A 21,627-nucleotide genomic window follows, 5' to 3' on the forward strand; every position below is an offset into this window, starting at 1 on the left:
CCGGAGGCAACGATGACCACCAACACCGGCCGGGTCAAGGTCCCGGCGCACGCGCTGGAGAAGGCCGAGGCTCCCGGCCACATGCTTACTACTGTCGCCGCCCGGGCTTTGGCGGTGTTGCGGATCAGCACCGGCATCGTGTTCCTGTGGGCGTTCCTGGACAAGACGTTCGGATTCGGCTTCGCCACGCCGGACGAGCGGGCGTGGATCAACGGTGGCTCCCCCACGAAGGGCTTTTTGTCCCGCGTGGAGGTCGGCCCGTTCCAGTCGATCTCCCACGACATGGCCGGTCTGTGGTGGGTCGACGCCCTGTTCATGATCGGTATGGGTGCTGTCGGTCTGGCCCTGATCGCCGGTGTGGGCCTGCGCGTCGCGGCGGCCGCCGGTTCCTTGATCATGGTGATGATGTGGGCGGCGGAGTTCCCGCCGGACCGGTTCACCGCTGCTGGTGAGGCGTCGGGCTCGACCAACCCGTTCATGGACTACCACCTGATCTACGCGATCGTCCTGGTGGTGCTGGCGCTCACCTACGCCGGGCACACCTGGGGCCTGGGCCGGTTCTGGGCCCGCCTGCCCTTCGTCCAGAAGAACCGCTGGATGATCTGACTCCCCTCCGGGAGGCCGTGCCGGGTCGCCGCAGGCGGCCCGGCACTGTCGCGGGCAGGAACGCGTCCGCGGCGCCTGTGCCGAACGTCCACGCAGTCGATTACAGCCACAGCGGCGCGAGCCAGCCGAGCAGGACGGCGCCCAGAGCGATCCCACGACGAGGGCTATGACGCGGCGGCGGGCGACGAGGAACAGACCGTTCAGCGGTGGCACGACAGGGTGCGCCGGAACAGCTCAATGAGTGCGTCATTTGCGTTCGCGGAGTTCACCGGGGTTGGGTAGTCGTCATAGTAGATTCCGAGCCCGCCGTCGCCGCGGTACGAGTGATAGGTCCACGCCAGGTCGCGCGTGGCGAGCAGGTCGAGCATGTCGGTCAACCACTGCAGGCCGCCGCGCTCGAACGATGAGCGAATGGTGCCGAACTCGCCGAGGTAGAGCGGAACGTCGTGGGCCTCGCCCCAGGCCGCGTACCGGTCGACTTCCGCGGCGAGCATTGCCTTCTCCCGTCCGACGACCGGCACCGCGCTGGTGAGGAACTCCAGCCGCCCCAGCGACGTCGAGCCGGTGGCGCTGCCCTCCGCCCGGGCCCAGTACTTGAGCTCGTAGGTGTTTCCGGTCCGCACTTTGAACCAGTAGGCGTCGGATGACAGGGACGCGTCGGTGTTGGTCTCCGAGATGCCGACGGAGCGAGTGCCGGAGTGGCCGTCGGCACCGGCGACGCGGGTGCCGCCTGCGCCCGGGGTGCTCGTGTCGAGCCACAGGTACCAGGAGACAGGGTCCTCGATGTCCACTTTGGCCAGCTGCCGGACCAGGCGGCCCTCTGAGTCGTACTCGTTGACCTCGAAGTCGTCGAAGTACACGGTCCCGGCGTTGTGTTGGGACATGAAAGTGGGGCGCCCGACGTTCCAGGTGGGATCCGTGACGGTGTACCGGACGCTGTACGGGGTCCATGGTGTGGTGCCGTCGGGGACGCGCAACACGTCGGCCGGCGGCGTGCCGTCGAAGGTCCAGTGTCTCCAGGTGAGGTTGCTCCAGGAGACAGTGATCGCGGAGGGGTCGGGGTACGAGGTCGGGATCTGGCAGCAGCTCACCCAGGGCGCGAGCTGATGGGTGAACTCGATAGGCGTGTAAGTGTGGAACTCGTAGAGAATGTTGGGGTCGTCGACGAGGACGAAGCCGTGGTCCTCGTCAGTCACCGGCTCGGAGGAGCCACTGCCGTCGGCGTTCTTCCCGTTCAGGCGCTCGACGGTCACGATGTGCCAGGGGTCGACCTCGCGGATGGCGTCCACGAGGCGGTGCGCGAGCTGTACCCACTGCTCCTTCTCACCGGCGGTGATCGGCTCGTTGAGCAGGTCATAGCCGAGGACTGCTGGCTCTGCGCGGTACCGTCGGGCGATCTCCCGCCACAGCGCGAGAAGTCGATCCTGGTTACGCACGTCGTTCCAGAGCGCGACACCCTTCCCCAGTGACTGAAACCCGCCCTGCGGCACGTGCATGTTGAGCTGCAGTCGGATGTTATGCGCCTTCGCCCAGGCGATGTTCTGATCGATCCACCGGAAGCCGGCCTCCTTCCAGACGCCGGGTGCGGCGTCGTCCTCGAACGTCCGGTAGTTCAGATAGAACCGGACGAGATTCATCCCCATGCCTCGCACGCGCTCATAGTCGATCTCGCCATGGTGTGCGGTGGGCAGCTCGACGTCGGACCAGACCGCGTTTCCGAATGCGACGCCGCGAAGCGGGATCGGCCGGCCCACGTCGTCGACGATCTTCCGGCAGGAGACACGGAGAATGCCGGCCGGGCGTGCGCCGTCGCTCATGAGCTCGGTACCCCTGGCCAACCCACCGACGGGGTCGGCGAATGCGGACCTCACGGAGACAGCGAGCACGGCTACCAGCGCCAGAACGCACAGCGACGAGTGCAGGATCCCGAATCGCCGAAACATCTCATTCCTTTCCAACCGGGCCAAGGTCTCAGGACGATTGTTCGGCTAGCTGACCTCATGCGATAGAGGTTCACCGATATTTGTCTGACTCGTTCCGTCAGGCTCTCCACTTGCTGCGTGAGATCGCACCGCTGTGCCGTCCGACCCTGCCCGTAGCGACAATCGGCCCTTGTTGCGGAGCGTGCGTCTGCGTGAAAACGGAACTACGAGCCCGGGTGTGGGTTGCCGGGCGCCGACGAGGGGGTGAGGACATGACTGACGAGCCGATCCTGCGTAGTGGTGATCATGGCGAATGGGTGCGCCATCTGCAGCAGATGCTCACCGTCGCGGGACACGATCCGGGGCCTGCCGACGGCGCCTTCGGTGATCGGACACTGGCCAGTGTCTGGGCCTACCAGAGTTCCTTCGGCCTGGTGGTCGACGGTGTGGTCGGGCCGGACACCTGGTTCCAGCTTTACGTGCCTCCATCGTTGGATACGGTCGTGCCGACCGTGCGCCGCTTGAGCAGATCACTGGTCAAGGTCGACGTGCCGGCCGTTTGAGCGACGAGCCAGACCTACTACATCGACCGCGCTTAGGAACGCGGTAGCGGTGGCGAGGGTGGCGAGCTTGGCGTAGTCCTCCTCGTCGATGCGCAGAACCGGCCCGTACCGGCGTGCTCGCGCCGTCGCGGAACGCCCTCTGGACGACCCGCGGGCCCCGCGAGGTCGCGGAGTCGGGCCTGACAATCTTGGGCCTGACCGCGATGACGGATCCGCCGTGCCCGGACGTCGCGGACGCGGTCGCCGACTGCCGGCGCGCCGGCATCCGCATCGTCATAGTCAGCGGCGACCACCCGCTGACCGCCGAGGCGATTGCCCGGCAGGCTGGCATCGTCGCCGGCGGCGCACTGACCGTGGTCACCGGCGCCCGTCTGGAGGCGATGGACGAGCCGGCGCTGGACTCACTACTGGCGGCGCCGGGCGACCGGCTCGTCAGCCGGGTTACCCGGAGCACAAGCTGCGGGTGGTGGCCGCGCTGCGCCGCCGGGGCGAGGTCGTGGCGGTCACCGCCGACGGCGCCAACAACGCACCCGCGCTCAAGCACGTCGATATCGGCGTCGCGATGGGCGCGTGCGACACCGACGTCGCCCGCGAGGCGTCCGTCATTGTGCTGCTGGACGACTCCTTCGCGAGCATCGCCGCCGCGGTGCGGCTGGGCCGATCGGTGTACCACAACATCCGCAAGTTCCTCGTCTACGTCTTCAGCAGCGGGACGGCGGACACCGTCCTGCTGCTGGGGCTCGCCAAAGCCGAGGTTTCGCTGATCACGACGGTCATCACGAGCTGGTCGCGGAGTGCCGGCCGGGACCTCGCCGCCATACCGCCGCCGCCCGGCACGCTCGTGGCCGCGGTCGTCCGCGACGAGACCCCGCTCGCCGCCGGGCCGGGATTCCGCCTCCGTCCGGGAGACGAGCTGCTCATCGTCTCCGAGACGGCCGGCGAACAGGAGATCTAGGAAGGCTTCCAATAGGCGGCCGCGACGGGCAACGTCAGTCGATCCAGGGTGAGGTGACGCCGAACGTGGCGGCGATCTGTTTGACCTCGTCGGCAGTCAGACCTTCGGCCGGACTGCCGGCGATCAGGTTCATGTACTCGTAGCGGGCGGCGGTTTCGGCGTACTCGATGAGGTCGACCGCTCTGGTGATGGAGTGGTCAGAGCGGGCCATGACCCCGTGCTTGCTCCACAGCACGACATCGAAGATGCGCAGCCCATCGACGTTGGCCGCCATGAGCTCAGGTGAGCCCGGCATCATGAAATCGAGCACGCCAACGCCTTGTGGCAGGCTGATAATCGTCTCGGGTTCCCAGCGCAAGATCCGCCGGTTGAGCACGCCAGTGTTCCGGTAGGTCGGAATGTGGCTCAGGTAGGTCAGGTGCGGTGGTTGGGCGTGCACGATGGCTTGGAAGTGCAGGCCCTGACGCGAGACCTGGTCGTCGTGTACGGCCAGGTGTGAGTTCAACTCGCTGGTCAGTTTGTCGAACAGGCGACGTGGGGCGGTGTGCAGCGTGGCCGTCCGACCGCCGTCGTGGACCCGTACGGCGCCGACGTTCCCCAGTGGGTCTGTGCCGATCTGACGCAGCCGGCGACCGGAGCCGGTGACCAGCAAGGTGTGGCCGGCTAACGACGGGGCGGGTAGCGGCAGGTCGATCCGTTGCTGTGCGGGAAAAAAGCCTCGCAGATCGACCTCCCAGCCGATGAGGACAGACATGTTTCCGGCGCCGGCCTCGCTGGCGTCGATCTCGCAGATGCGGCTGCCGGCGACGCCCATCCCAGTCAGCAGATCGTCGAGCGAAGGAAGTGGTTTGTTTGTCGACATGCCGCAAGCGTGCGGCGGCCGGTGCGGTTCGCGGCAGGGCCAAAGGTCACGCGGCTGGGCGGCGGGCCGATGAGAGAGTCATGGTCCTGGGCGCGGGACGGGACGGCCCTCGCATGGCGGTTCGCGCACGCAGGTGTCGGTGCGGGTCGGGTCCCGCTTCGGCCTCACCGGCTTTGCGTGCTCGGCGGGATGCGGAAATCGCTCCCGCCTGTAGTGGTGTCGGCTCTTCTAATCGGGCTCAGTAAGGCCGTGATGCCCAATGGACGTCAACCCGTTGATCGCGTTTCGGCGAGTGGTGGCGGGGCGGTGAGGATGGTGTAGGTCACGACCGACACCGGCTTCGTCGTCGAACGGGCCAACGGCATCGGCGCCTCCGTGCCGGTCGCGACCTCATCCGCCCAGGGTCATCACCAGCACACTCCTATGTGGACGCTAGTGTCCAGGCGAGCGAGCACGACCTACCGCTACCGGGTCCGGGCCGCCGACCTGGGCATACCGTCGGAGTGGTCGAACGTCATCACCGTGACCACCCCGTGAACCACCTCCACGCCGGCGCCAGCCGTATCAGGCTGGCGCCGGCGCCGTGTCGCTCCCCGCCTGGCGGATGAGGTCTCGCCGGCGGGCGGGTCGGCGGCCCGGTGGCTGGACCGGCTCTTCGGTCAGAGGTGTCGCGGTCGGAATGGGGCGGGCCACCGGGGTGGCCGCGGTGAGGAGCACCGGCTCGCCGTGGTGCCACAGCCGCAGCGTGGCGTCGCCGTCGCTCGTGCGCAGCGAGTAAACAGCCTCGTGCGGGCGGACGGTCACCCGCAGACGCAGCCCTTGCCAGAGCAGGGAGAAGGCGAGCCGGTCGATCCGGCTGGGCAGCCGCGGTGCGAAGGACAGCATGCCGCCGTGGTCGCGCATGCCGCCCAGCCCGGCAACCAGCGCCAGCCACGCGCCCGCGAGGGAGGCGATGTGTACCCCGTCGCGGGTGTTGCGGTGCAGATCGTAGAGGTCCATCAGCGCAGCCTCGCCGATGTAGTCGTGCGCCAGCTCCAGGTGGCCGACCTCGGCGGCCAGGACGGCCTGAGTACAGGCGGACAGAGAGGAGTCGCGCACGGTGCGCCGTTCGTAGTAGGCGAAGTTGCGGGCCTTGTCTTCCGCGCTGAAGTCGTCGCCGCACCAGTGCATCGCCAGGACCAGGTCGGCCTGCTTGACCACCTGCGTGCGGTACAGGTCGAGGTACGGGAAGTTGAGCAGCAGAGGGTACATCTCTGGGCCGGTGGCCTCGAAGTCCCACTCCTTGAAGAGCGTGAAGTTGCGGACCTGAGGGTGCACGTCGAGCTGATCGTCGTACGGGATGCTCATGGCCGCCGCCGCGGCGCGCCAGGCGGTGATCTCCTGCTCGTCCACGGCGAGGGCACTAGCCTGTTCGGGATGGCGCGTAGCGGCGTCGGCCGCGGCGGTGAGATTACGCCGCGCCATCAGGTTGGTATAGACATTGTCGTCGGCGACCGCGGTGTACTCGTCCGGGCCCGTGACGCCGTTGAGGTGGAAGGCGCCGTACCGGTCGTGATGGCCGTACGAGAGCCACAGCCGCGCGGTCTCCACCAACAACTCGACCGCAACGTGGCGCTCGAACACCTTGTCGCCGGTTGCGTTCACGTACCGGACCGCGGCGTCAGCGATGTCAGCTCCGATGTGGACGGCCGCAGTGCCGGCGGGCCAGTAGCCGGAGCACTCGTGCCCGCGGATTGTCCGCCACGGAAACGCGGCGCCTGCCCAGCCCAGCGTCTCCGCGCGCTCGCGGGCGAGGTCGAGCGTGGCGTGCCGCCAGTGCAGCATCTGCGCCGCCGCACCGGGCTGAGTGTAGGTCAGCACGGGAAGTACGAAGCGCTCGGTGTCCCAGAAAACGTGCCCGTCGTAGCCGGGCCCGGTGAGGCCCTTGGCCGCGATCGGCCGCCGCTCGCACCGCGCTCCGGCCTGGAGCACGTGGAACATGGCTAGGCGGACCGCCTGCTGCACCTCGGCGTCGCCGTCCAACTCGATGTCGGCGCCGTCCCAGAACGTGTCCAGATAGGACCGTTGGGCGGCGCACAGGCCGTCCCACCCGTCGAATAGCGCGCCTTCGAGCGCGGCGGCGACCTGGTCGCGGATCGCGGGCAGTGACCGGCGGCTCGACCAGCCGTAGGCCACGAGTTTGACAAGGCGCAGCCGCTGGCCGGGCGCCAGCCGGCAGACCACCGTGGTGCGGGCGAGGTCCGCGTCCGCGTCGCTCTTGACCCGCATGTCGGGCGGCCCGTCCAGGATGTGGTCCATCGCGGCGGCCATACGCAGACGGCTCTCGCGGGTGATGTGCGCCAGCGCCGCTCGGGTGCCGCCGGCGTAGCAGGCCTCGGCCATCAGCGGTGCCGCCAGCACCGCCGCCACCCGGGGATCCTTGACGGGGCCAGGCAGCGTCTCGTTGGCCACGAGCTCGGACTGGACGATCACACGCACCGTGTCGTCCACCGGCGCCACCTCGTATTCGATCGCGGCGATAGAGCGCTGGCTGAAGGACACCAAGCGGGTCGACCGCACGCGGACCGCGCGGCCGGCCCCGGACTCCCACTCCACATCCCGGCGCAGTACCCCGTCGCGGAGGTCGAGCACCCGCTCGTGCCTGCGCAACCGGCCGTCCCGTACGTCGAACGGCGCGTCATCGACCAGCAGGCGGATCAGCTTGCCGTTGGTGACGTTGACGATTGTCTGGCCCGACTCGGGATAGCCGTACCCGGCCTCGGCGTACGGCAACGGCCGCAGTTCGTAGAACGAATTGAGATACGTACCAGGCATGGCGTGCGGCTCACCTTCGTCGAGGTTGCCGCGCAGCCCGATGTGCCCGTTAGAGAGCGCGAAGATCGACTCAGACTGCGCCAGCAGTTCGTGGTCGAGGTGAGTCTCCCGCACCCGCCAAGGCTCCACTGAGTACGCGGGACGCCGGCTCATCCAAACATTCTCCACCCGATGGGCGAACATCTCACGCGGTGACCAGCCCCGCCGGTGGTGCAGGGATCGGGAAGCAGGCGCAGGATCGGGATCTCCTTCCTTCACCCAGCGTGCGGGCGCAGGCTCGGCGGGGACAAGGCCGCCTGTCCTGCGCCACCGGGACTGTCAACGCGGGACGCGCCGACCGCCGCCGGCGGCGGCACGTTTGTCCAGCGCAGCCAGACGATGTTGGTTCCCTTCGGCTCAACCCATTCGGCGGTCCATCCGTCGCCCTCGCAGATGAGATCGGCGGGCATCGCGAACATCATTGTCAGGTGGTGCGGCCGGACAGCCTTCCGCACGGTGACGGGCCGTGTGGCCGTGGGCACCTCACCCGACGGTCGAGATCTCGACCGTCGTGGCGTTGTTCCAGGTCGCCAGGTCCACCATGTACTTGTTCTTCGCGGCCCAGCTCTCGGCGGTGACCGTCACGAAGTTGTCCCGGGTCACGCTCTGCGCGCGCGCAAAGCCGAAGGTGAACGTTTGGGACTTACCGAGTGTGGGGCTGGGCAGGTTGTCCAGATGCACCTGGAGCCACCCATGGCCTTCCTCCTCGACCCGCGCACTGGTCCAACCGTTGCCCTCCCGTAGGAGGCTGGGCGCCATATCGAAGGTCAGCGCGACATGGTGCGGCGCGACTGGCTTATTCACTGTTACCGTGACCCGCAAGGTGCCATGCCGCAACCCGCTTTCGGCCTGCCCGAGCACCAGTGCTGACGCGGTCACCGACAACTCGGTCACGCGCGGGTTGGGCGGAAACGACCGAGGTCCCGCCACCTGGACGAACCGGCTCGAACGCCAGCCGTACACCCGGGTCTGCCACTGCGGGATCGTCTGGTCCTCGTCGGCGCGGACCAGGAAGTCGGCCAGGTTGGCCTTGACCAGACCGGCTGGCGTCACCGTGAAGCTGTCGCTGATGCGCTTGACCTGTCCGGTAGTCGCGACAACCGGGCCGATCGTGCGGATCTTGCCAGCCGAGGTCCGGTCGAGCGCCAACAGCTGCCAGCTGCCGTACGTGTAACCGCCGTGCACGTTAACGACCGTCTCCTGTGCGCCGTCACGGTCGACGTCACCGTACGCCACAGCGGTGACGCGGACGTCCCCGATGTGAGGCTCAACGAACAGGCCGTCGTTGAAGGTCAACCAGCCGGATGGTCCGCCCGCGGGCCACGGTGGGACAAAGATGGTGGCGTTGCGCAGGACGCTCATCGGGATGCGGCCGTCCGGGGCCACGGGTGGCCTGGTGGACCGTGCACCGGGCGCCGGCGCGTCAGGCGCAGGCTGGTTCAGATCGGGTGTGGTGACCGACTGGCCCGAGCTCGGATCGGCCGCTGGCCGGCTCGCCGTGGAAGTGGCCGCTGGCTGGCCCGTTCGGGAAGTGGTCGCCGGCCGGTCCGCCCCGCTGGAGCGCGTGACCGCGTAGGCCACGAGCGGTACGAGCAGCACCAGCGCGGCGACAGTCGCCATGATCAGCCACAGTCGGCGCGGGTGTCCATGGCCGCGGCCGCTGCCTCCCCGACCGCCGCCGCTTTGGTCCGGTGGGTCTCCGGCCGGCGGTGGCCCGAGCGGAAGGGTATCGGCATCAACGGTGGTCACGACTCGTCATCTCCCTCATCGCGGGCGTGACGCGGCCCTGGGGGCGCCGTGCACGCAGAACCGGAGGGCGTGTCGTCTCACGCACGCTCCTACGCTCCAGAGTCGACGGTCGGCGACGGCGGCAAACACGGCCGGGAAGCCCGTGGCGGAGGGCCGGACGGCCTTCCGCAAGGTTTCGGCGGCGGCGCCCGGTAGATCGCTTAGAGCTCCCAACAGAGTCGTTGGACGTGGCGGAACGGCTGCGGTCACCGCCGCGTAGTTGCGGGCCGTGGTGGGTGGCTTGTCGCGGCTGGGCACTGGCGGCCCGGTGACCCAGATGTCTGGGTGGTGATGGACGCCGGCTATGACGCGGCCCGGCTGGCTGATCTGCTGCGGGACCCGCCGGTGCGGGTCCTGGCGCGGATGCGCACCGCGGCTGGCCCGATCACTCGCCGCCGACCCACGCTGCCCATGGGAACGCCGCAGCCCCACCCGAACAACTCACCCCGCCCGGGTCCGCCGCCGATTTCGGCACCTACGCGCGACAAGCGCTTGTCCCGCCAGCGCGCCAAACCCACCCTGCCAGGACCCGGACGACCCAGCCGCCAACTCGCCCGCCGCTACGACGTCCACACCGGGCGGGGGCTGTGGAAGGCATCGGCGATGCCGGTGTCGAAACTCTGCACGGCCTCCCGGGCGCCCTCGTCCAGCTTCCAGCGCAGGGCAGCGCGCCCGTTCGTGACCTTCGGGCATCCCGAGGCCCGTCGTCTTCTGTGCCGCGGGCGGCGTGGACAGCTCCTCGGCCAGCCGGAACGCGAGCAGGTCGGTGGCGGCTTGGTCGTCCTCGGCGTAGAGCTGGAGTTCCCGCTGGCTCATCGCATCGCTGTGGTCGTTCCAGATGTTTATCGGCGCGCCGATGGCCCGGTTGGCAACGGTCATCACGATCGGCAGCCCTAGTCGGGAGGCGTTGTAGAGTGCCTCGGCCATGTAGAGCAGACCCTGGCTGGCGGTCGCCGTGTGGGCCTGCGCACCTCGCCTACTGATACACCGGGGTGGCGATCCGTCCTGAACAGTAACCCATGCGCGGAGGATTTGCGCGGGACGGCGGCTGATACGCGAAAAACAACTGTGCTGTCAGAGAGAGATCAGTCTCGGGTCAGGTGTGGCGACGATATTGGCGTGAAGGCCAAACGCCAATCGACACAGCAAGGGAATCAGACCATGCTCGACGAAGCACAACAGGTACTCGACTGGCCATTTCCCCGCCCCAGCAACGGGCACGTGCCGCACATTCTCGCGGAACTGCGTGAGGCGCCGCCGTGTGTCATCCGCATTCCGGCGGGCGCGGTTCCGTCCCGGCGGGCGTGGCTGGTGACGAGGTATCCCGATGTCACACAGGCGCTGAAGGATCCCCGACTGAGCGTCGACGAAACACTGCCGGGCGCGCCGGTGCGAATCCAACTCCCACCGGGTGAGAAACCGTCCTCGTTTTTGCGCGCGGACGACCCGGAGCACGACCGGCTGCGCGGAATGGTGGTTTCGGAGTTCACCGCGCGCCGGGTCCGGACCATGGGACCCGCCATCGAGCGGCTTATCAACGAACTGCTCGACGACTTCGAAAGCAAGCCACGGCCGGCCGATCTGCAGGACGCTTTCACGCGGCAACTGCCGACGCTCGTCATCGCGCGCCTGGTGGGGGTCCCGGACGAGGAGTCGCCCTTCTTCGTGGAGAGCACGCGTGTCTCGATCTCGCAGGGCAACCCCCAGCGGTCGTACGCGGCCTTCATGACGATGTCGGAGCGCCTGCGTGAGCTGGCCGCCGAGCGGGCCGCGGACCCCAAGGACGACGTGATGAGCCGGCTGGCCGTGAACTACATGGCCAAGGGCGAGCTGACGATGGACGAGCTCGTCGCGCTGGTCCGCCTGCTGCTGATCGCCGGCCACGAGACCACGACCAACCAGATCGCGCTGAACGTGCTCAGCATGCTGCTCGACGATGAGTTGCGTGACGCGGTCATGGCTAACGACGGAGCGCTGATTCCGCAGTTCGTCGAGGAGGCTCTGCGCTTCTGGTCGATTTCGCAGGACGGCATTCTTCGGATGGCGCTGGAGGACATGGAGCTGGGTGGCGTGCAGATGAAGAAGGGCGACGCGGTCGTCATCTCGATTCCGTCGGCCAACCATGACGAGTCGAAGTTTCCCGACCCCGGTCACATCGACGTCCACCGTGACACGCACGGCCACATGCAATGGGGAAACGGTCCACACTACTGCACCGGCGCGCCGCTCGCGCGGCTGGAGATGCAGCTCGCTGTGAAGATCCTTTTCCAGCGTTTTCCCACCCTGAAGCTGGCCATCGACAAGCCGGACGGGCTGTTTCGTCGGGAGACTGTCTTCCACGGCGTGTACGAGCTGCCGGTTACGTGGTAATGGGTGTGACCTTCGCCATTGCCGATGGGGTGCATTTATTACCTGCCAGGTAATCGACGGTGCACCGCCGGTGTTGAGAGCATGGCGTCGTACATAGGCTGACCAACCATTCGGGAGCACCAGGGATGACCGCTGAGTCCGACGCGCACGCGACCACGCTGGCGGAGCGGGAGCCGCCGGCAAACCGGTTCCCGCGCGGCGCCCTGGCTGTGGTGATGGTGGGCACCTTCGTCACGGTGCTGGACTACTTCGTCGCCAACGTCGCGGTCTCTTCCATCCAGGAAGACCTGCAGGCGACCTCGGCGCAGATCCAGGGCGTCATCGTCGGATACGGGGTGGCCTTCAGCGCGGGCATGATCACCGGAGGGCGGCTCGGAGACCTTTACGGCCGCCGGCGGCTGTTCGTGCTCGGCCTCGCGCTCTTCCTGCTGACCTCCGCCGCCTGCGGCCTCGCCCCGTCGGCCACGACGCTCGTGGTGGCCCGGATCGCGCAGGGAGCGGCGGCCGCGCTGATGGTCCCCCAGGTGCTCGGCATCGTCAGCACCATCTGCACCACCGACGAGAGCCGTGCCCGCGCGTTCAACATCTACGGGTTGGTGATCGGGATGGCCGCCGTCTTCGGGCAGGTGATCGGCGGCCTCCTGATCACGCTCGACGTCGCCGCCGTGGGGTGGCGGGCGATCTTCCTGATCAACGTCCCGGTCTGCGGCATAGCGCTGGTCGCCGCCCGCCGGGTGGTCCCCGAGTCGCGCAACCCGCGAGCGGCCCGCCTGGACCTGCCGGGTGCGGTGCTGGTGACCGCGGCCCTCGGCGCGGTCGTGTTCTTCTTCCTCTCGGGCCAGGAGCTCGGCTGGCCGTGGTGGAGCTGGCTCTGCCTCGCCGCGGCGGTGCCGCTGCTGGCGGCGTTCGTCCGGCACGCCCGCCGCAGCGAGCGGCTCGGCGGCAGCCCGGTGATCGAGCCGGCGCTGTTCCGCGAGCGGTCCTTCACCGCCGGCGTGACCGCGATGGTCGTCTACTTCATGGCTCTGGGCTCGTTCTTCTTCCTGCTGGCCGTGTACCTGCAGGACGGGCACGGCCTGTCGCCCCTTGAGTCCGGGCTCATGTTCTTTACGCTCGGCACCGGCTTCTTCATCTCTTCGATGGTGTTCAGCAAGCTGGCCGCCAAGGTGGGGCACCGCCTGATCGTCTTCGGCCCGCTCACCGTCGCGGTCGGCTACCTGCTGGTCATTCTCGTCACCGCGCGCACCGGCGTGAGCGGCAGCGAGGGGTGGCTGATCCTCCCGCTGGTGATCGCCGGCGTGGGCATGGGCATGACGACGGGCCCGCTGACCAACGCCGTGCTGACCGGTGTGGCACCCGACCACGCCGCCTCGGCCGCCGGGGTCGCGAACACGGCGCAGGAGGGCGGCGCGGCGGTCGGCGTGGCCATCGCCGGGGCCGTCTTCTTCCCGGTACTGGGTGAGCTGACCGACCGTGCGGCCTACCCGCACGCCTTCCAGACGGCCCTCGTGCCGCTCATCGTCTTCTGTGTGTGCGCCGCCGCGCTGGTGGCGCTCATGAGTCGCCGGTCCGCACAGCCGGCTGCCGCCTGATCGTCCACGGTGGAGGATTACGATGCCGACAGTCGTCACTGGCGACGGTACGGGCCTTCGGTGCGAGGACAGGGGAGAGGGCCGGCCGGTCGTCTTCCTCAACAACGCCATGATGAGCTCGGCCATGTGGGACTTCCAGGTGCCGGTACTGGTGGACCGGGGCTACCGCTGCGTCACCTATGACCGGCGCGGCTGCGGGCGCTCGGGCCGGCCGGGCGGTGGGTACGACTACGACACCCTCGCGGACGACCTCGCCGCGCTCGTCGAGCGGCTGGACCTGCGCGAGGTCACCCTTGTGGGCGGCGCGATGGGCGCCGGCGAGGCGGTCCGCTACCTGACCCGCCACGGCGACGCACGGGTGCGCCAGCTCGTGCTGGTCAGCCCGGTCACGCCGTTCCTGATGCGTACGCAGGACAATCCCGACGGCGTCGACCTCGACTTCTTCGAAGGGGACATCGCCCGTATGAAGGCGGACCGCGCCGGCTGGCTGGCGAGCCTCACCGGGCCGTTCTTCGGCGGGGCGGGCGCGACGCCCGACCGCCTGTTCATCCCGCCCGAGGTCGCCCGAGGGCTGGTGGAGCTGGCGTTGACCTGCTCGCCCCAGGCCGCGGTCGAGCTGTACCGGACGATGGCCATCACCGACCTGCGCGCCGACACGGAGAAGGTGACCGTGCCGACGCTGATCATCCACGGCGCCGCCGACCTGGCCGCCCCGCTCGACCTGTGCGGGCGGCGTACGGCCCAGCTGATCGCGGGCAGCCGCCTCGTCATCTACGACAGCGCCGCACACGGCCTGTTCGCGACCCACCCCGGCCGCCTCAACGAGGATCTGCTGTCGTTTCTGGCGAGCTGAGTGACCACCTGCGCCGGCACCGGACCAGTTTGGAGGGTTCGGTGTCGGAGAATCATGCCGGCGTAGCGGAGAATGTACGGGCCGACTACCCGTCAGTGACAAGGTGATGATCACGTGACCATGCAATCGCAGCTCACGCAGCCTATTGGCGATCTTCTACGGGAGTGGCGAAAGCGTCGCAAGCTGAGCCAGCTGGAGCTGGCGGTGCATGCCGAGATCTCCGCGCGCCACCTCAGCTTCGTGGAGACCGGCCGCTCGGTGCCCAGCCGCGACATGGTCCTGCGGCTTGGTGAGGCGCTCGATCTGGCCTTGCGGGAGCGCAACCAGCTGCTGCTCGCGGCCGGCTACGCCCCGGCATACCGGGAGTCCAATATGGAGGATCCGCGCATGGCATCGGTTCGCGAGATGGTGCGCCAGGTGCTGGCCGCGCACGAGCCGTTTCCGGCCCTTGTCCTGGACCGCTACTGGAACCGGGTGGAGGCCAACGACCCCGCCTGGCTCTTTCGGGTGGGCGTATCACCCGTGCTGCTCGAGGAGCCGGTAAACGTGCTGCGGCTGGCCCTGCACCCCGAGGGGCTCGCTCCGCGCACCGCCAACCTCGGCGAGTGGCGGGCTCACCTGCTGGCCCGGGTGCGCCAGCAGATCACGATGACCGCCGATCCCGCACTCATCAAGCTTTACGACGAGCTGGTCGAGTACCCGTGCGACCAGCCCGAGCCGGAGGTGGAGCTGCCCGGGCCAGGGGAGATCGCGGTCCCGCTCCGGCTGCGGCACAAAGAGAAGGAGCTGGTCTTCTACAGCACGGTGAGCACGTTCGGCACACCGCTTGACATCACGGTCGCCGAGCTCGCCATCGAGTCTTTCTTCCCGGCCGATCCGCAGACCGCCGAGGTGCTCCGCGCCACCGACTGGCAGGCGCTCGCAGAAACGTGCTGCGCCGGGTAGCCGGGGGCGCGGAGCCTTGCTCGGTGTCGTGGTGGGTCACTGCCCGTCGGGCAGTGGAGACCATCCGCTGGGTGCCTTGTCGACGAACTGGTGGTCCTGCACCATGCGACCGTCCGGGCCGACCATGGCCACGTGGGTGCCGACCGAGTCCGGCTCACCGCCGGCGGCCGGCCTCATCTCCCACACGTAGCGCACGGCGTCGTGGTTGACGTCCACCTTGGCGACCTGAAAGACGAAGCCCTTCTTGACGAAAGCCTCGTACGCCTCCGTAACCGCTTCCTCGACGCCCTTGTGGCCGTGGAATTCGGCGCCAGCGTTACGGTAAACCCCCGCCTCGTCCCAGACTTCGGCGATGGCTTTCCGGCGAAGCTCGGGATCCGGCATATGCCAAGACGCGACATACTTTCCGACCATCGCTTCTTTGTCGCTCACGGGTTCTTCTCCCTTGCAGATATGAGGCTTTCCGGAGCGCGGTCGCCGCGACCACTCCGGCAGGTCCGATCTTGTCACCAGGCAACTGATCGTGTCGATTACCTTGGAGGTAATCTCTACGTCGTCGTGCCGTCCGGTCTGATGTGCGTAAAGCCGGTCAGCGCCGTCAATGCGTCAGGTATCCGGATCGAGCCGTCGGCTTGCTGGAATTGCTCCAGGATCGCTGCCAGCGTGCGGCCGATCGGCAGCGCGGAGCCGTTGAGGGTGGCGGCGAACCCCCGGGCGCCGTCGCGGCTTCGGGTGCGGATGTTCGCCCGCCGTGCCTGCAGCGTGCCCATGTTGGAGCAGCTGGAGACCTCCCGGTAGCTGTTCTGCCCGGGTAGCCAGACTTCAATGTCGTAGGTGTACTGCGCGGCGAAGCCCAGATCGCCGGCGGGCAGCACCACCACCCGGTAGGCCAGCCCGAGCTCGGCCAGGCACGCCTCGGCATGCCGGACCATGGCCTCGAGTTCGGCGCCGGCCCGCGCGGGCTCGCAGATGCGCACCAGCTCCACCTTGGAAAACTGGTGCAGCCGGATCAGGCCGCGGGTGTCCTTGCCGTACGAGCCGGCCTCGGAGCGAAAGCACGGGGTGCATGCGGTCAGGGCAAGTGGCAGCGACTCCGTGGCGATGGTCTCGCCGGCGAAGAGGTTGGTCAGGGGCACCTCGGCGGTGGGAACGAGAAACAGCTCGCGGTCGGCGACGCTCGTGCTGAACAGGTCTTCCTCGAACTTGGGCAGCTGACCGGTGCCGGTCATGGTGGCCCGGTTGACCAGGACGGGCACCGAGTGCTCGACGTAGCCGTGCCGGGTGGTGTGCATGGTGAGAAAGAAGGTGGTCAGTGCCCGCTCCAGGGCCGCGCCCGCCCCGGACAGGACCGCGAAACGCGCTCCGGCCAGCTTGGTGGCCCGCTTGAGGTCCAGGATGCCGGTGCGTTCGCCCAGGCTCACGTGGTCCTGCGGTGCGAAGTCGAACGCCGGTATCGAGCCGACCCTGCGTATCTCCTGGGCGTCCGCGTCCGAGGCACCGTCGGGCGCCGCGTCGTCCGGCAGGTTCGGGATGGTCAGCAGCAGGTCGCGCAGCTCCTCGTCGCACCGTCGCTGCCGGGCCTCCGCCTCGGACAGCGCGGACTTCACGTCGCGGGCGCGGGCCACCAGGCCGTCGCGTTCGGCGGCCGAGGGTGCCCGGCGCACCTGCTCGGCGAGGCTTTTGGTCTGCGTGCGCAGTGCGTCGACCGCCTGTGCCGCGGCGGTGCGCTCCGCCGACATCTTGCCCAGCAGGTCGAGATCAAGCTGGTAGCCGCGCCGGGCCAGCTTCTGGACGGAGTTCGTGGCGGGGTCGAGCAACGCTCGTGGATCGTGCATCAGCGGACCTCGTCTTCGTGGGCGCGGTGCCGGTTGGTACCCCGGCTTGCAGCATCCCGCCCGGCTGTTGCGCCGACCTGACCGCGCGCTGACGGGTACGGTGGCCTGCCTATTTGGCTGGTTACATCGCCGGGTGGAGTGGCTTTCGCCGCGGTGAAAAGTGGCGAAACGGCTGAATGCATGGGCCTCGCGATGATCTGTTGAAGCATTCGAAACTTTCGGCGACGTCTATGTTTATCAAATAGGATGGGCGTGCATGCGCAATTTCATTCGGGAAACTGCGTGGTTGCGCAGCGTGATCGCCCGTTGACATTGGGTTGATCATCATCTATGGTTTCCCCATCGGTAAATGCTGCCCGAGCCTGGTCTGGCCGCGAGACCCAAATATCCTCGGGCAGTTGGTCGCCAAGTGTCGGCGCCGCCTTTTCCGGGTACACCTTTTTTGTCCACCGGTGCGTCGAAGCACGGTGTTGGGGCCTGTCGCGTGCAAGCCAATGGGGGAGTAAGTGATGTTGAGCTTTCTGGTGCTCGGTCCTATGGAGGTTCGCACTCATGACCGCACAGTGACGTTCAAAGGGCCAATCCAGCAAACGTTGCTCGCCATGTTCCTGTGCAGCGGTGAGAAGCTGATCACCGTCAACGCGCTCATCGAGGAGCTCTGGGGCACCACACCACCAGCAACCGTGGAAAACGCACTGCAGGCCAACATCAGCCGGCTGCGCCGCACTCTCGCGCGGCTGGAGCCCCGCCGCCAGGAGTCGCGGCTTGCCACCAGGACCTCCGGATACCAGTTCAACCTCGAGCGCGCCGAGCTGGACGCGGCGAAGATGCTCGAAACCGTCGATTCGATCCGGGCCCGAGCCGGCAACTACCGCCGCCGCGACGTCGCCGACCTGCGGGAGGTGCTCGCCCTGTGGCGCGGTCCCGTATTCGGCGGCCTCACCGGCGGTCCGATCTGCCAGGCCGCCGTCGCCAAGTACGACGAGTACCGGACCGCCGCGCTGGTGATGCTCTACGAGGCCGAGCTCGCCGGCGGCGAGCACGCCAAGATCGTGCCGGAGCTGCGTGAGCTGGTGACCGAAAACTCCTCCCAGGAGTGCTTCAGCTCGTTGCTGATGATCGCCCTGTACCGCTCCGGCCGGCAGACCGACGCGCTCACGGTGGCCCGGCAGCTGCGCACCAACCTCATCGACGAGTTGGGCATCGAGCCGTCGCCGGCGGTACAGGATCTCGAGCGGGCGATCCTCAACCACGACATCCGGATGCGACAGGAGAACACCGAGCTTCCCTGGCTGTCCTACCGCAGCGGCCGGGCCGCATAGCCACCGGGCGCTCACGCCATCGACAGCCCCGCCTGCGACGCGGTGGTGCTCGGCGGGCTGAGCGCGTCCTGCAGCAGGCTGCGCACCTGCGCGGAGTTCAGCTGGTCGAGGTCCGCGCAGGCCGCGGCGATGTCGGCGCCACCGCCGTTGGCCAGAAACTTCTTGCGTACCAGCTGGTGGTGGTGGACGCGGGTGTCCGGCCCGGCGGCTCCGATCGGGATGTCCCGCTCCCGGCTGATCGAGCGGCCGTCGGCGAACCGGACCGTGACCCGCGCGGCCGTCTGCTTGGTCGCCGCCTCGAAGGTCGCTACCGGAGGCGCCGCCGCCTCGAACGCGTCGACGAGCGCGGAACCGCCGAACTGGCTCAGCCACCCGGTCGCCCGCTCGCCGGCCTGCCGCAGCGCCTCGCCGAGCGGGGCGTCGGAGGCGAGCAGCTTGCGGGTCATCTCCGGGCTGTGCGACAGCCGCACCTTGCTCGCCAGCGCCCACCGAGCCGCGTCGTCGATGGCCGGCCGGGCGAAGTCGGATACCGCCAGGTCGCCTCTTATCAGCGCTGTCGCGACGGTGTACGGAACCGACAGCGGAAGCGTGCTGGTCACCGGCACCGCGGCGCCGGTGTAGGAGCCGGAGATCCGGCTGGCGTACGTCGTGTAGAACGACGCGTCCACGAGAATCTCCGCCACATCGTCCGGCGCCACGTTGCCGATCTGCTGATTGATCTCGATGGCGCAGTCGACCGCCGCGTCGATACCGGGCCCTCCGGGGCGCACCTTGAAAGACAGCGTCTCGGTGTGCCACCGCCGTCCCAGGCCATTGACGATCGTCTCCGGCAGTGGCACGGACGCGAAGCGCGACAGAAATCCGTCGGCGTGCTCGAAGATGTCGGAAGGCCCGGCCAATCCGGCCCGGGCGCTGTCGCACGCGTCCATGCCGATACGCACCGGGATGAACGCGCTCAGAACGCGGGCGTCACTTCCCAAAAAGGCGTGAAACAGCGTCCAGGGCGGCATGGAGAACGCCAGCCCGAACGCGTCGACCCACTGCCGGGCGGGCGCGTTTTCGGCTTGCAGGCGCCCGCTCACCGCGCCGGCGAGGCTTGTCTGCGGCGCGGTCTGCCCCCGAAACGGCCCGAGGGTCGCGCTCGCGGTGATGCGGGCGGCGCATTCGTTCGCCGCGATGACCGCGGTGAGCAGGTCCGCACCGTCGAGGTGGCGTGCGTACGCGAACGCGAGCGGGACCGAAACGGTCGAGTTGGACAGGTGCCCGGCGTAGGCGGTGTCGTCGAGGTTGAGCCAGGAGCCGAGTCCGGCGAGGATGCACGCCGACCGGGCCGGGTCGGCCTGCAGCGGCGGGCCGAACGCGCGCACCAGCGACGCGCCGAGCGGGTGCGCCATACCGGCACGTATCGCGGCCAGCTGCGAGAGGATCTGGCTTTTCGCCAAGCTGACCACGCGGTCGGGTATGTCGCCAAGACGTAAAGAGCTCGCCCACTCGGACAGTTCCTCGGTGAGACTGGCCATCACTTTCCCTTCTTGACTGGCGCGTTGATCGGTTGACCCATCCCCAGGCCGGGCCAAGAATTGAGAACCGCCGGAACAGTCGCATGCGCGGATCCTGCCGGCATGCGAGATTGCGAATGGCACGCCATACTTGGCTTCACGCCACCATTCATCCGGCCGTCAACTGCACCGGATGCCATCACAATAATCGTCCGTGTCGCTGACAGTCAGGTGATATGGCGCTGATCGGTCGATCCTGCGAATACCCGGTTCAGTGATAATGCGTCCCAGGTGCCGTCAGTGTGCTGTCAGTGCGCGCTCAGCGCGGTCTGCCATAGTTGTTATCAGCGAAGCCGGACGGGAAAAAGAAAAAGTCCGGGAAGCTGGGAGAGGTACCGCAGAGGCCTAACGGAACCGAGCTTCGGCTTGGTGAGGGATCTGATCCCTTCGCAGGTTCGAATCCTGCCCTCTCCGCTCCACACGAGCCGATGGAGACGCGGCGACGGCGCCGTCGCCGCGTCTCCTCGTCGCTGTTTCGCACCGGTGGCCGAAACACACGGTCGAGAATCCACGTCGACGACGTCTTGGAGTGACGAATGGCGCAGTCCGCAGACCTGACCGCGGTCAGTTGTGTCGTCATCGCGAATCCCGCCGCCGGCACCATCACGGCGAGCATCCTCGACGACCTGATGGACCGGTGCGGACGGCACGGCCCGACGCGCCTGCTGCGGACCCATCGCAAAGGCGACGGCACGCTGCTGGCCCGCGCGGTCCTGGCCGAGCCCGACGACGGCACGCTGCGCGTGGTGATCTCGGTGGGCGGCGACGGCACGACCAGGGAGGTCGTGGAGGGCGTGGTCGGCGGCGGTCACGCCTCGACGCGGCACGCGCTGTTCATCGTGCCGGCCGGCACCGGCAACTCCAACTACCGCGCCCACTGGGGTGAGACGGACTGGCGCACCGCGCTGGACACCGCCCTGTCCGCGCCGCAGGACTCGCTGCGCCGGCTCGACGTCGCCCGCTTCGTCGAGCGTGACCGGCTGGTGGTGCTCGGCGCCGGCGCGGGCCTGACCGCCGACGTGCTCAACCTCGCGCCGCAGTCGATGAAGGGCCGCGACCGGCTGCGCGCCGGCCTGGAGCTGGCCGCGCTCCGGTTCGTCCCGTACCCGGGGCGCGTCACCGTGGACGGCGTGGTGCTGCACGAGGGCCCCACGGTGTTCGCCAACGCCGGCGGCGGCCGGTACCGGGCCTGGCAGTACCTCATCCTGCCGCACTCCGGGCTCGACGACGGACTGCTGGACGTGTGCGTGGTCGGTGCCGCGGTGCCGGTCGCCGGCGTGCCCGCACTGCTGCGTTCGGGCGCGCACCTGTCCGAGCCGGGCGTGCGTTACACCCGCGGCCGGCAGGTGGTCATCGAGCGCACCGACGGCGAGCCGCTCTGCTTCGAGCACGACGGCGAGCTGGTGGCCGACGCCGGCGCGAAGGTCACGCTCGAAGTGGTCCCCGCGGCCCTGCCCGCGCTGTGCACGCCACAGCCGGACGACGACCGTTTCGCGGCGCCGGGTGCCGGTCCGCTGGCCCGCTCTGCCGCCGGCGACGCCTGATCCGAACGACAGCGACGCCCCTCCACAGTGGAGGGGCGTACTCGCGTGTCGTGAAGGC

18 protein-coding genes, 1 tRNA gene and 1 pseudogene are annotated in these 21,627 nt (G+C 68.4%); 11 read left to right on the plus strand and 9 right to left on the minus strand.

Annotated elements, in window-relative coordinates:
• Window positions 1-12 precede the first annotated feature (12 nt).
• Window positions 13-606 carry a DoxX family protein gene (locus tag Phou_RS27015; protein WP_173060549.1) on the plus strand — a complete coding sequence of 198 codons (594 nt, stop codon included), beginning with the start codon at window positions 13-15 and terminating at the stop codon, window positions 604-606.
• 200 nt (window positions 607-806) lie between these two features.
• Here Phou_RS27015 and Phou_RS27020 read toward each other — a convergent pair whose 3' ends face one another.
• A complete protein-coding gene (locus Phou_RS27020) occupies window positions 807-2,423 on the minus strand; it encodes a glycoside hydrolase family 5 protein (protein WP_173060552.1) in 1,617 nt (538 codons plus the stop codon).
• Window positions 2,424-2,800: 377 nt separating this feature from the next.
• Here Phou_RS27020 and Phou_RS27025 point away from each other — a divergent pair, with 377 nt between their 5' ends.
• The 3 genes and pseudogenes from Phou_RS27025 to Phou_RS54550 all read left to right on the plus strand — a co-directional run bounded on the left by Phou_RS27025 (window position 2,801) and on the right by Phou_RS54550 (window position 4,046).
• Window positions 2,801-3,091 (plus strand): peptidoglycan-binding domain-containing protein, encoded by a 291-nt coding sequence (locus tag Phou_RS27025; protein WP_173060555.1) that lies wholly within the window; start codon window positions 2,801-2,803, stop codon window positions 3,089-3,091.
• Window positions 3,092-3,204: 113 nt separating this feature from the next.
• Window positions 3,205-3,408 (plus strand): annotated as a pseudogene (locus Phou_RS55660) (HAD family hydrolase); the annotation flags it as partial.
• Window positions 3,309-4,046: an HAD-IC family P-type ATPase gene (locus Phou_RS54550; RefSeq protein ID WP_371872202.1), complete on the plus strand. Its 738-nt coding sequence runs from the start codon at window positions 3,309-3,311 to the stop codon at window positions 4,044-4,046. The pseudogene Phou_RS55660 and the gene Phou_RS54550, both read left to right, overlap by 100 nt.
• Window positions 4,047-4,080: 34 nt before the next feature.
• Here the strand turns inward: Phou_RS54550 and Phou_RS27035 are convergent, their stop codons facing one another.
• The 5 genes from Phou_RS27035 to Phou_RS55665 form a co-directional block, all read right to left on the minus strand.
• Window positions 4,081-4,908, minus strand: a complete 828-nt coding sequence (locus tag Phou_RS27035; protein WP_173060558.1) for a class II aldolase/adducin family protein — start codon at window positions 4,906-4,908, stop codon at window positions 4,081-4,083.
• Between the two features lie 564 nt (window positions 4,909-5,472).
• Window positions 5,473-7,875 (minus strand): glycoside hydrolase family 65 protein, encoded by a 2,403-nt coding sequence (locus Phou_RS27040; RefSeq protein ID WP_173060561.1) that lies wholly within the window; start codon window positions 7,873-7,875, stop codon window positions 5,473-5,475.
• 101 nt (window positions 7,876-7,976) lie between these two features.
• A complete protein-coding gene (locus tag Phou_RS27045) occupies window positions 7,977-8,183 on the minus strand; it encodes a hypothetical protein (RefSeq protein WP_173060564.1) in 207 nt (68 codons plus the stop codon).
• Window positions 8,184-8,244: 61 nt separating this feature from the next.
• A complete protein-coding gene (locus tag Phou_RS27050) occupies window positions 8,245-9,147 on the minus strand; it encodes a hypothetical protein (protein WP_173060567.1) in 903 nt (300 codons plus the stop codon).
• An 843-nt stretch (window positions 9,148-9,990) separates the two neighbouring features.
• Window positions 9,991-10,476, minus strand: coding sequence for a hypothetical protein (locus Phou_RS55665; RefSeq protein ID WP_371872203.1), 486 nt, complete (start codon window positions 10,474-10,476; stop codon window positions 9,991-9,993).
• Window positions 10,477-10,668: 192 nt separating this feature from the next.
• Between Phou_RS55665 and Phou_RS27065 the strand changes: the two genes are divergently transcribed.
• The 4 genes from Phou_RS27065 (at window position 10,669) to Phou_RS27080 (ending at window position 15,309) form a co-directional block, all read left to right on the plus strand.
• A complete protein-coding gene (locus Phou_RS27065; RefSeq protein ID WP_246273887.1) occupies window positions 10,669-11,919 on the plus strand; it encodes a cytochrome P450 in 1,251 nt (416 codons plus the stop codon).
• Window positions 11,920-12,044: 125 nt separating this feature from the next.
• The gene (locus Phou_RS27070; protein WP_173060570.1) at window positions 12,045-13,511 is read left to right on the plus strand and encodes an MFS transporter; all 1,467 of its coding nucleotides are present in this window, start codon (window positions 12,045-12,047) and stop codon (window positions 13,509-13,511) included.
• 22 nt (window positions 13,512-13,533) lie between these two features.
• Window positions 13,534-14,364 (plus strand): alpha/beta fold hydrolase, encoded by an 831-nt coding sequence (locus Phou_RS27075; protein ID WP_173060573.1) that lies wholly within the window; start codon window positions 13,534-13,536, stop codon window positions 14,362-14,364.
• A 120-nt stretch (window positions 14,365-14,484) separates the two neighbouring features.
• Window positions 14,485-15,309 (plus strand): helix-turn-helix domain-containing protein, encoded by an 825-nt coding sequence (locus Phou_RS27080; RefSeq protein WP_173064582.1) that lies wholly within the window; start codon window positions 14,485-14,487, stop codon window positions 15,307-15,309.
• A 36-nt stretch (window positions 15,310-15,345) separates the two neighbouring features.
• Here Phou_RS27080 and Phou_RS27085 read toward each other — a convergent pair whose 3' ends face one another.
• Window positions 15,346-15,741 carry a nuclear transport factor 2 family protein gene (locus Phou_RS27085; RefSeq protein ID WP_218579216.1) on the minus strand — a complete coding sequence of 132 codons (396 nt, stop codon included), beginning with the start codon at window positions 15,739-15,741 and terminating at the stop codon, window positions 15,346-15,348.
• Window positions 15,742-15,857: 116 nt separating this feature from the next.
• On the minus strand, window positions 15,858-17,144 hold the full coding sequence (serS, locus tag Phou_RS27090; RefSeq protein ID WP_173060578.1) for a serine--tRNA ligase: 1,287 nt from the start codon (window positions 17,142-17,144) through the stop codon (window positions 15,858-15,860).
• Window positions 17,145-17,653: 509 nt separating this feature from the next.
• Here serS and Phou_RS27095 point away from each other — a divergent pair.
• Window positions 17,654-18,466 carry an AfsR/SARP family transcriptional regulator gene (locus Phou_RS27095; RefSeq protein ID WP_173060581.1) on the plus strand — a complete coding sequence of 271 codons (813 nt, stop codon included), beginning with the start codon at window positions 17,654-17,656 and terminating at the stop codon, window positions 18,464-18,466.
• 11 nt (window positions 18,467-18,477) lie between these two features.
• Here Phou_RS27095 and Phou_RS27100 read toward each other — a convergent pair whose 3' ends face one another.
• A complete protein-coding gene (locus Phou_RS27100; protein WP_173060584.1) occupies window positions 18,478-19,986 on the minus strand; it encodes an MmgE/PrpD family protein in 1,509 nt (502 codons plus the stop codon).
• Between the two features lie 365 nt (window positions 19,987-20,351).
• Here Phou_RS27100 and Phou_RS27105 point away from each other — a divergent pair.
• Together Phou_RS27105 and Phou_RS27110 are read left to right on the plus strand one after the other, a co-directional pair.
• Window positions 20,352-20,439: transfer RNA gene (locus Phou_RS27105), tRNA-OTHER, on the plus strand.
• A gap of 122 nt (window positions 20,440-20,561) precedes the next feature.
• The gene (locus Phou_RS27110; protein WP_173060587.1) at window positions 20,562-21,569 is read left to right on the plus strand and encodes a diacylglycerol/lipid kinase family protein; all 1,008 of its coding nucleotides are present in this window, start codon (window positions 20,562-20,564) and stop codon (window positions 21,567-21,569) included.
• Window positions 21,570-21,627 lie beyond the last annotated feature (58 nt).

The sequence above is a fragment of the Phytohabitans houttuyneae genome, assembly GCF_011764425.1.
Classification (GTDB): Bacteria; Actinomycetota; Actinomycetes; order Mycobacteriales; family Micromonosporaceae; genus Phytohabitans; species Phytohabitans houttuyneae.

Coding starts and splice junctions, on each gene's coding strand:
- Phou_RS27015 (WP_173060549.1), top strand. CDS start 13: ATGACCACCAACACCGGCCGGGTCAAGGTCCCGGCGCACGCGCTGGAG.
- Phou_RS27020 (WP_173060552.1), bottom strand. CDS start 2,423: ATGAGCGACGGCGCACGCCCGGCCGGCATTCTCCGTGTCTCCTGCCGG.
- Phou_RS27025 (WP_173060555.1), top strand. CDS start 2,801: ATGACTGACGAGCCGATCCTGCGTAGTGGTGATCATGGCGAATGGGTG.
- Phou_RS27035 (WP_173060558.1), bottom strand. CDS start 4,908: ATGTCGACAAACAAACCACTTCCTTCGCTCGACGATCTGCTGACTGGG.
- Phou_RS27040 (WP_173060561.1), bottom strand. CDS start 7,875: ATGAGCCGGCGTCCCGCGTACTCAGTGGAGCCTTGGCGGGTGCGGGAG.
- Phou_RS27045 (WP_173060564.1), bottom strand. CDS start 8,183: ATGATGTTCGCGATGCCCGCCGATCTCATCTGCGAGGGCGACGGATGG.
- Phou_RS55665 (WP_371872203.1), bottom strand. CDS start 10,476: ATGGCCGAGGCACTCTACAACGCCTCCCGACTAGGGCTGCCGATCGTG.
- Phou_RS27070 (WP_173060570.1), top strand. CDS start 12,045: ATGACCGCTGAGTCCGACGCGCACGCGACCACGCTGGCGGAGCGGGAG.
- Phou_RS27075 (WP_173060573.1), top strand. CDS start 13,534: ATGCCGACAGTCGTCACTGGCGACGGTACGGGCCTTCGGTGCGAGGAC.
- Phou_RS27080 (WP_173064582.1), top strand. CDS start 14,485: ATGCAATCGCAGCTCACGCAGCCTATTGGCGATCTTCTACGGGAGTGG.
- serS (WP_173060578.1), bottom strand. CDS start 17,144: ATGCACGATCCACGAGCGTTGCTCGACCCCGCCACGAACTCCGTCCAG.
- Phou_RS27095 (WP_173060581.1), top strand. CDS start 17,654: ATGTTGAGCTTTCTGGTGCTCGGTCCTATGGAGGTTCGCACTCATGAC.
- Phou_RS27100 (WP_173060584.1), bottom strand. CDS start 19,986: ATGGCCAGTCTCACCGAGGAACTGTCCGAGTGGGCGAGCTCTTTACGT.
- Phou_RS27110 (WP_173060587.1), top strand. CDS start 20,562: ATGGCGCAGTCCGCAGACCTGACCGCGGTCAGTTGTGTCGTCATCGCG.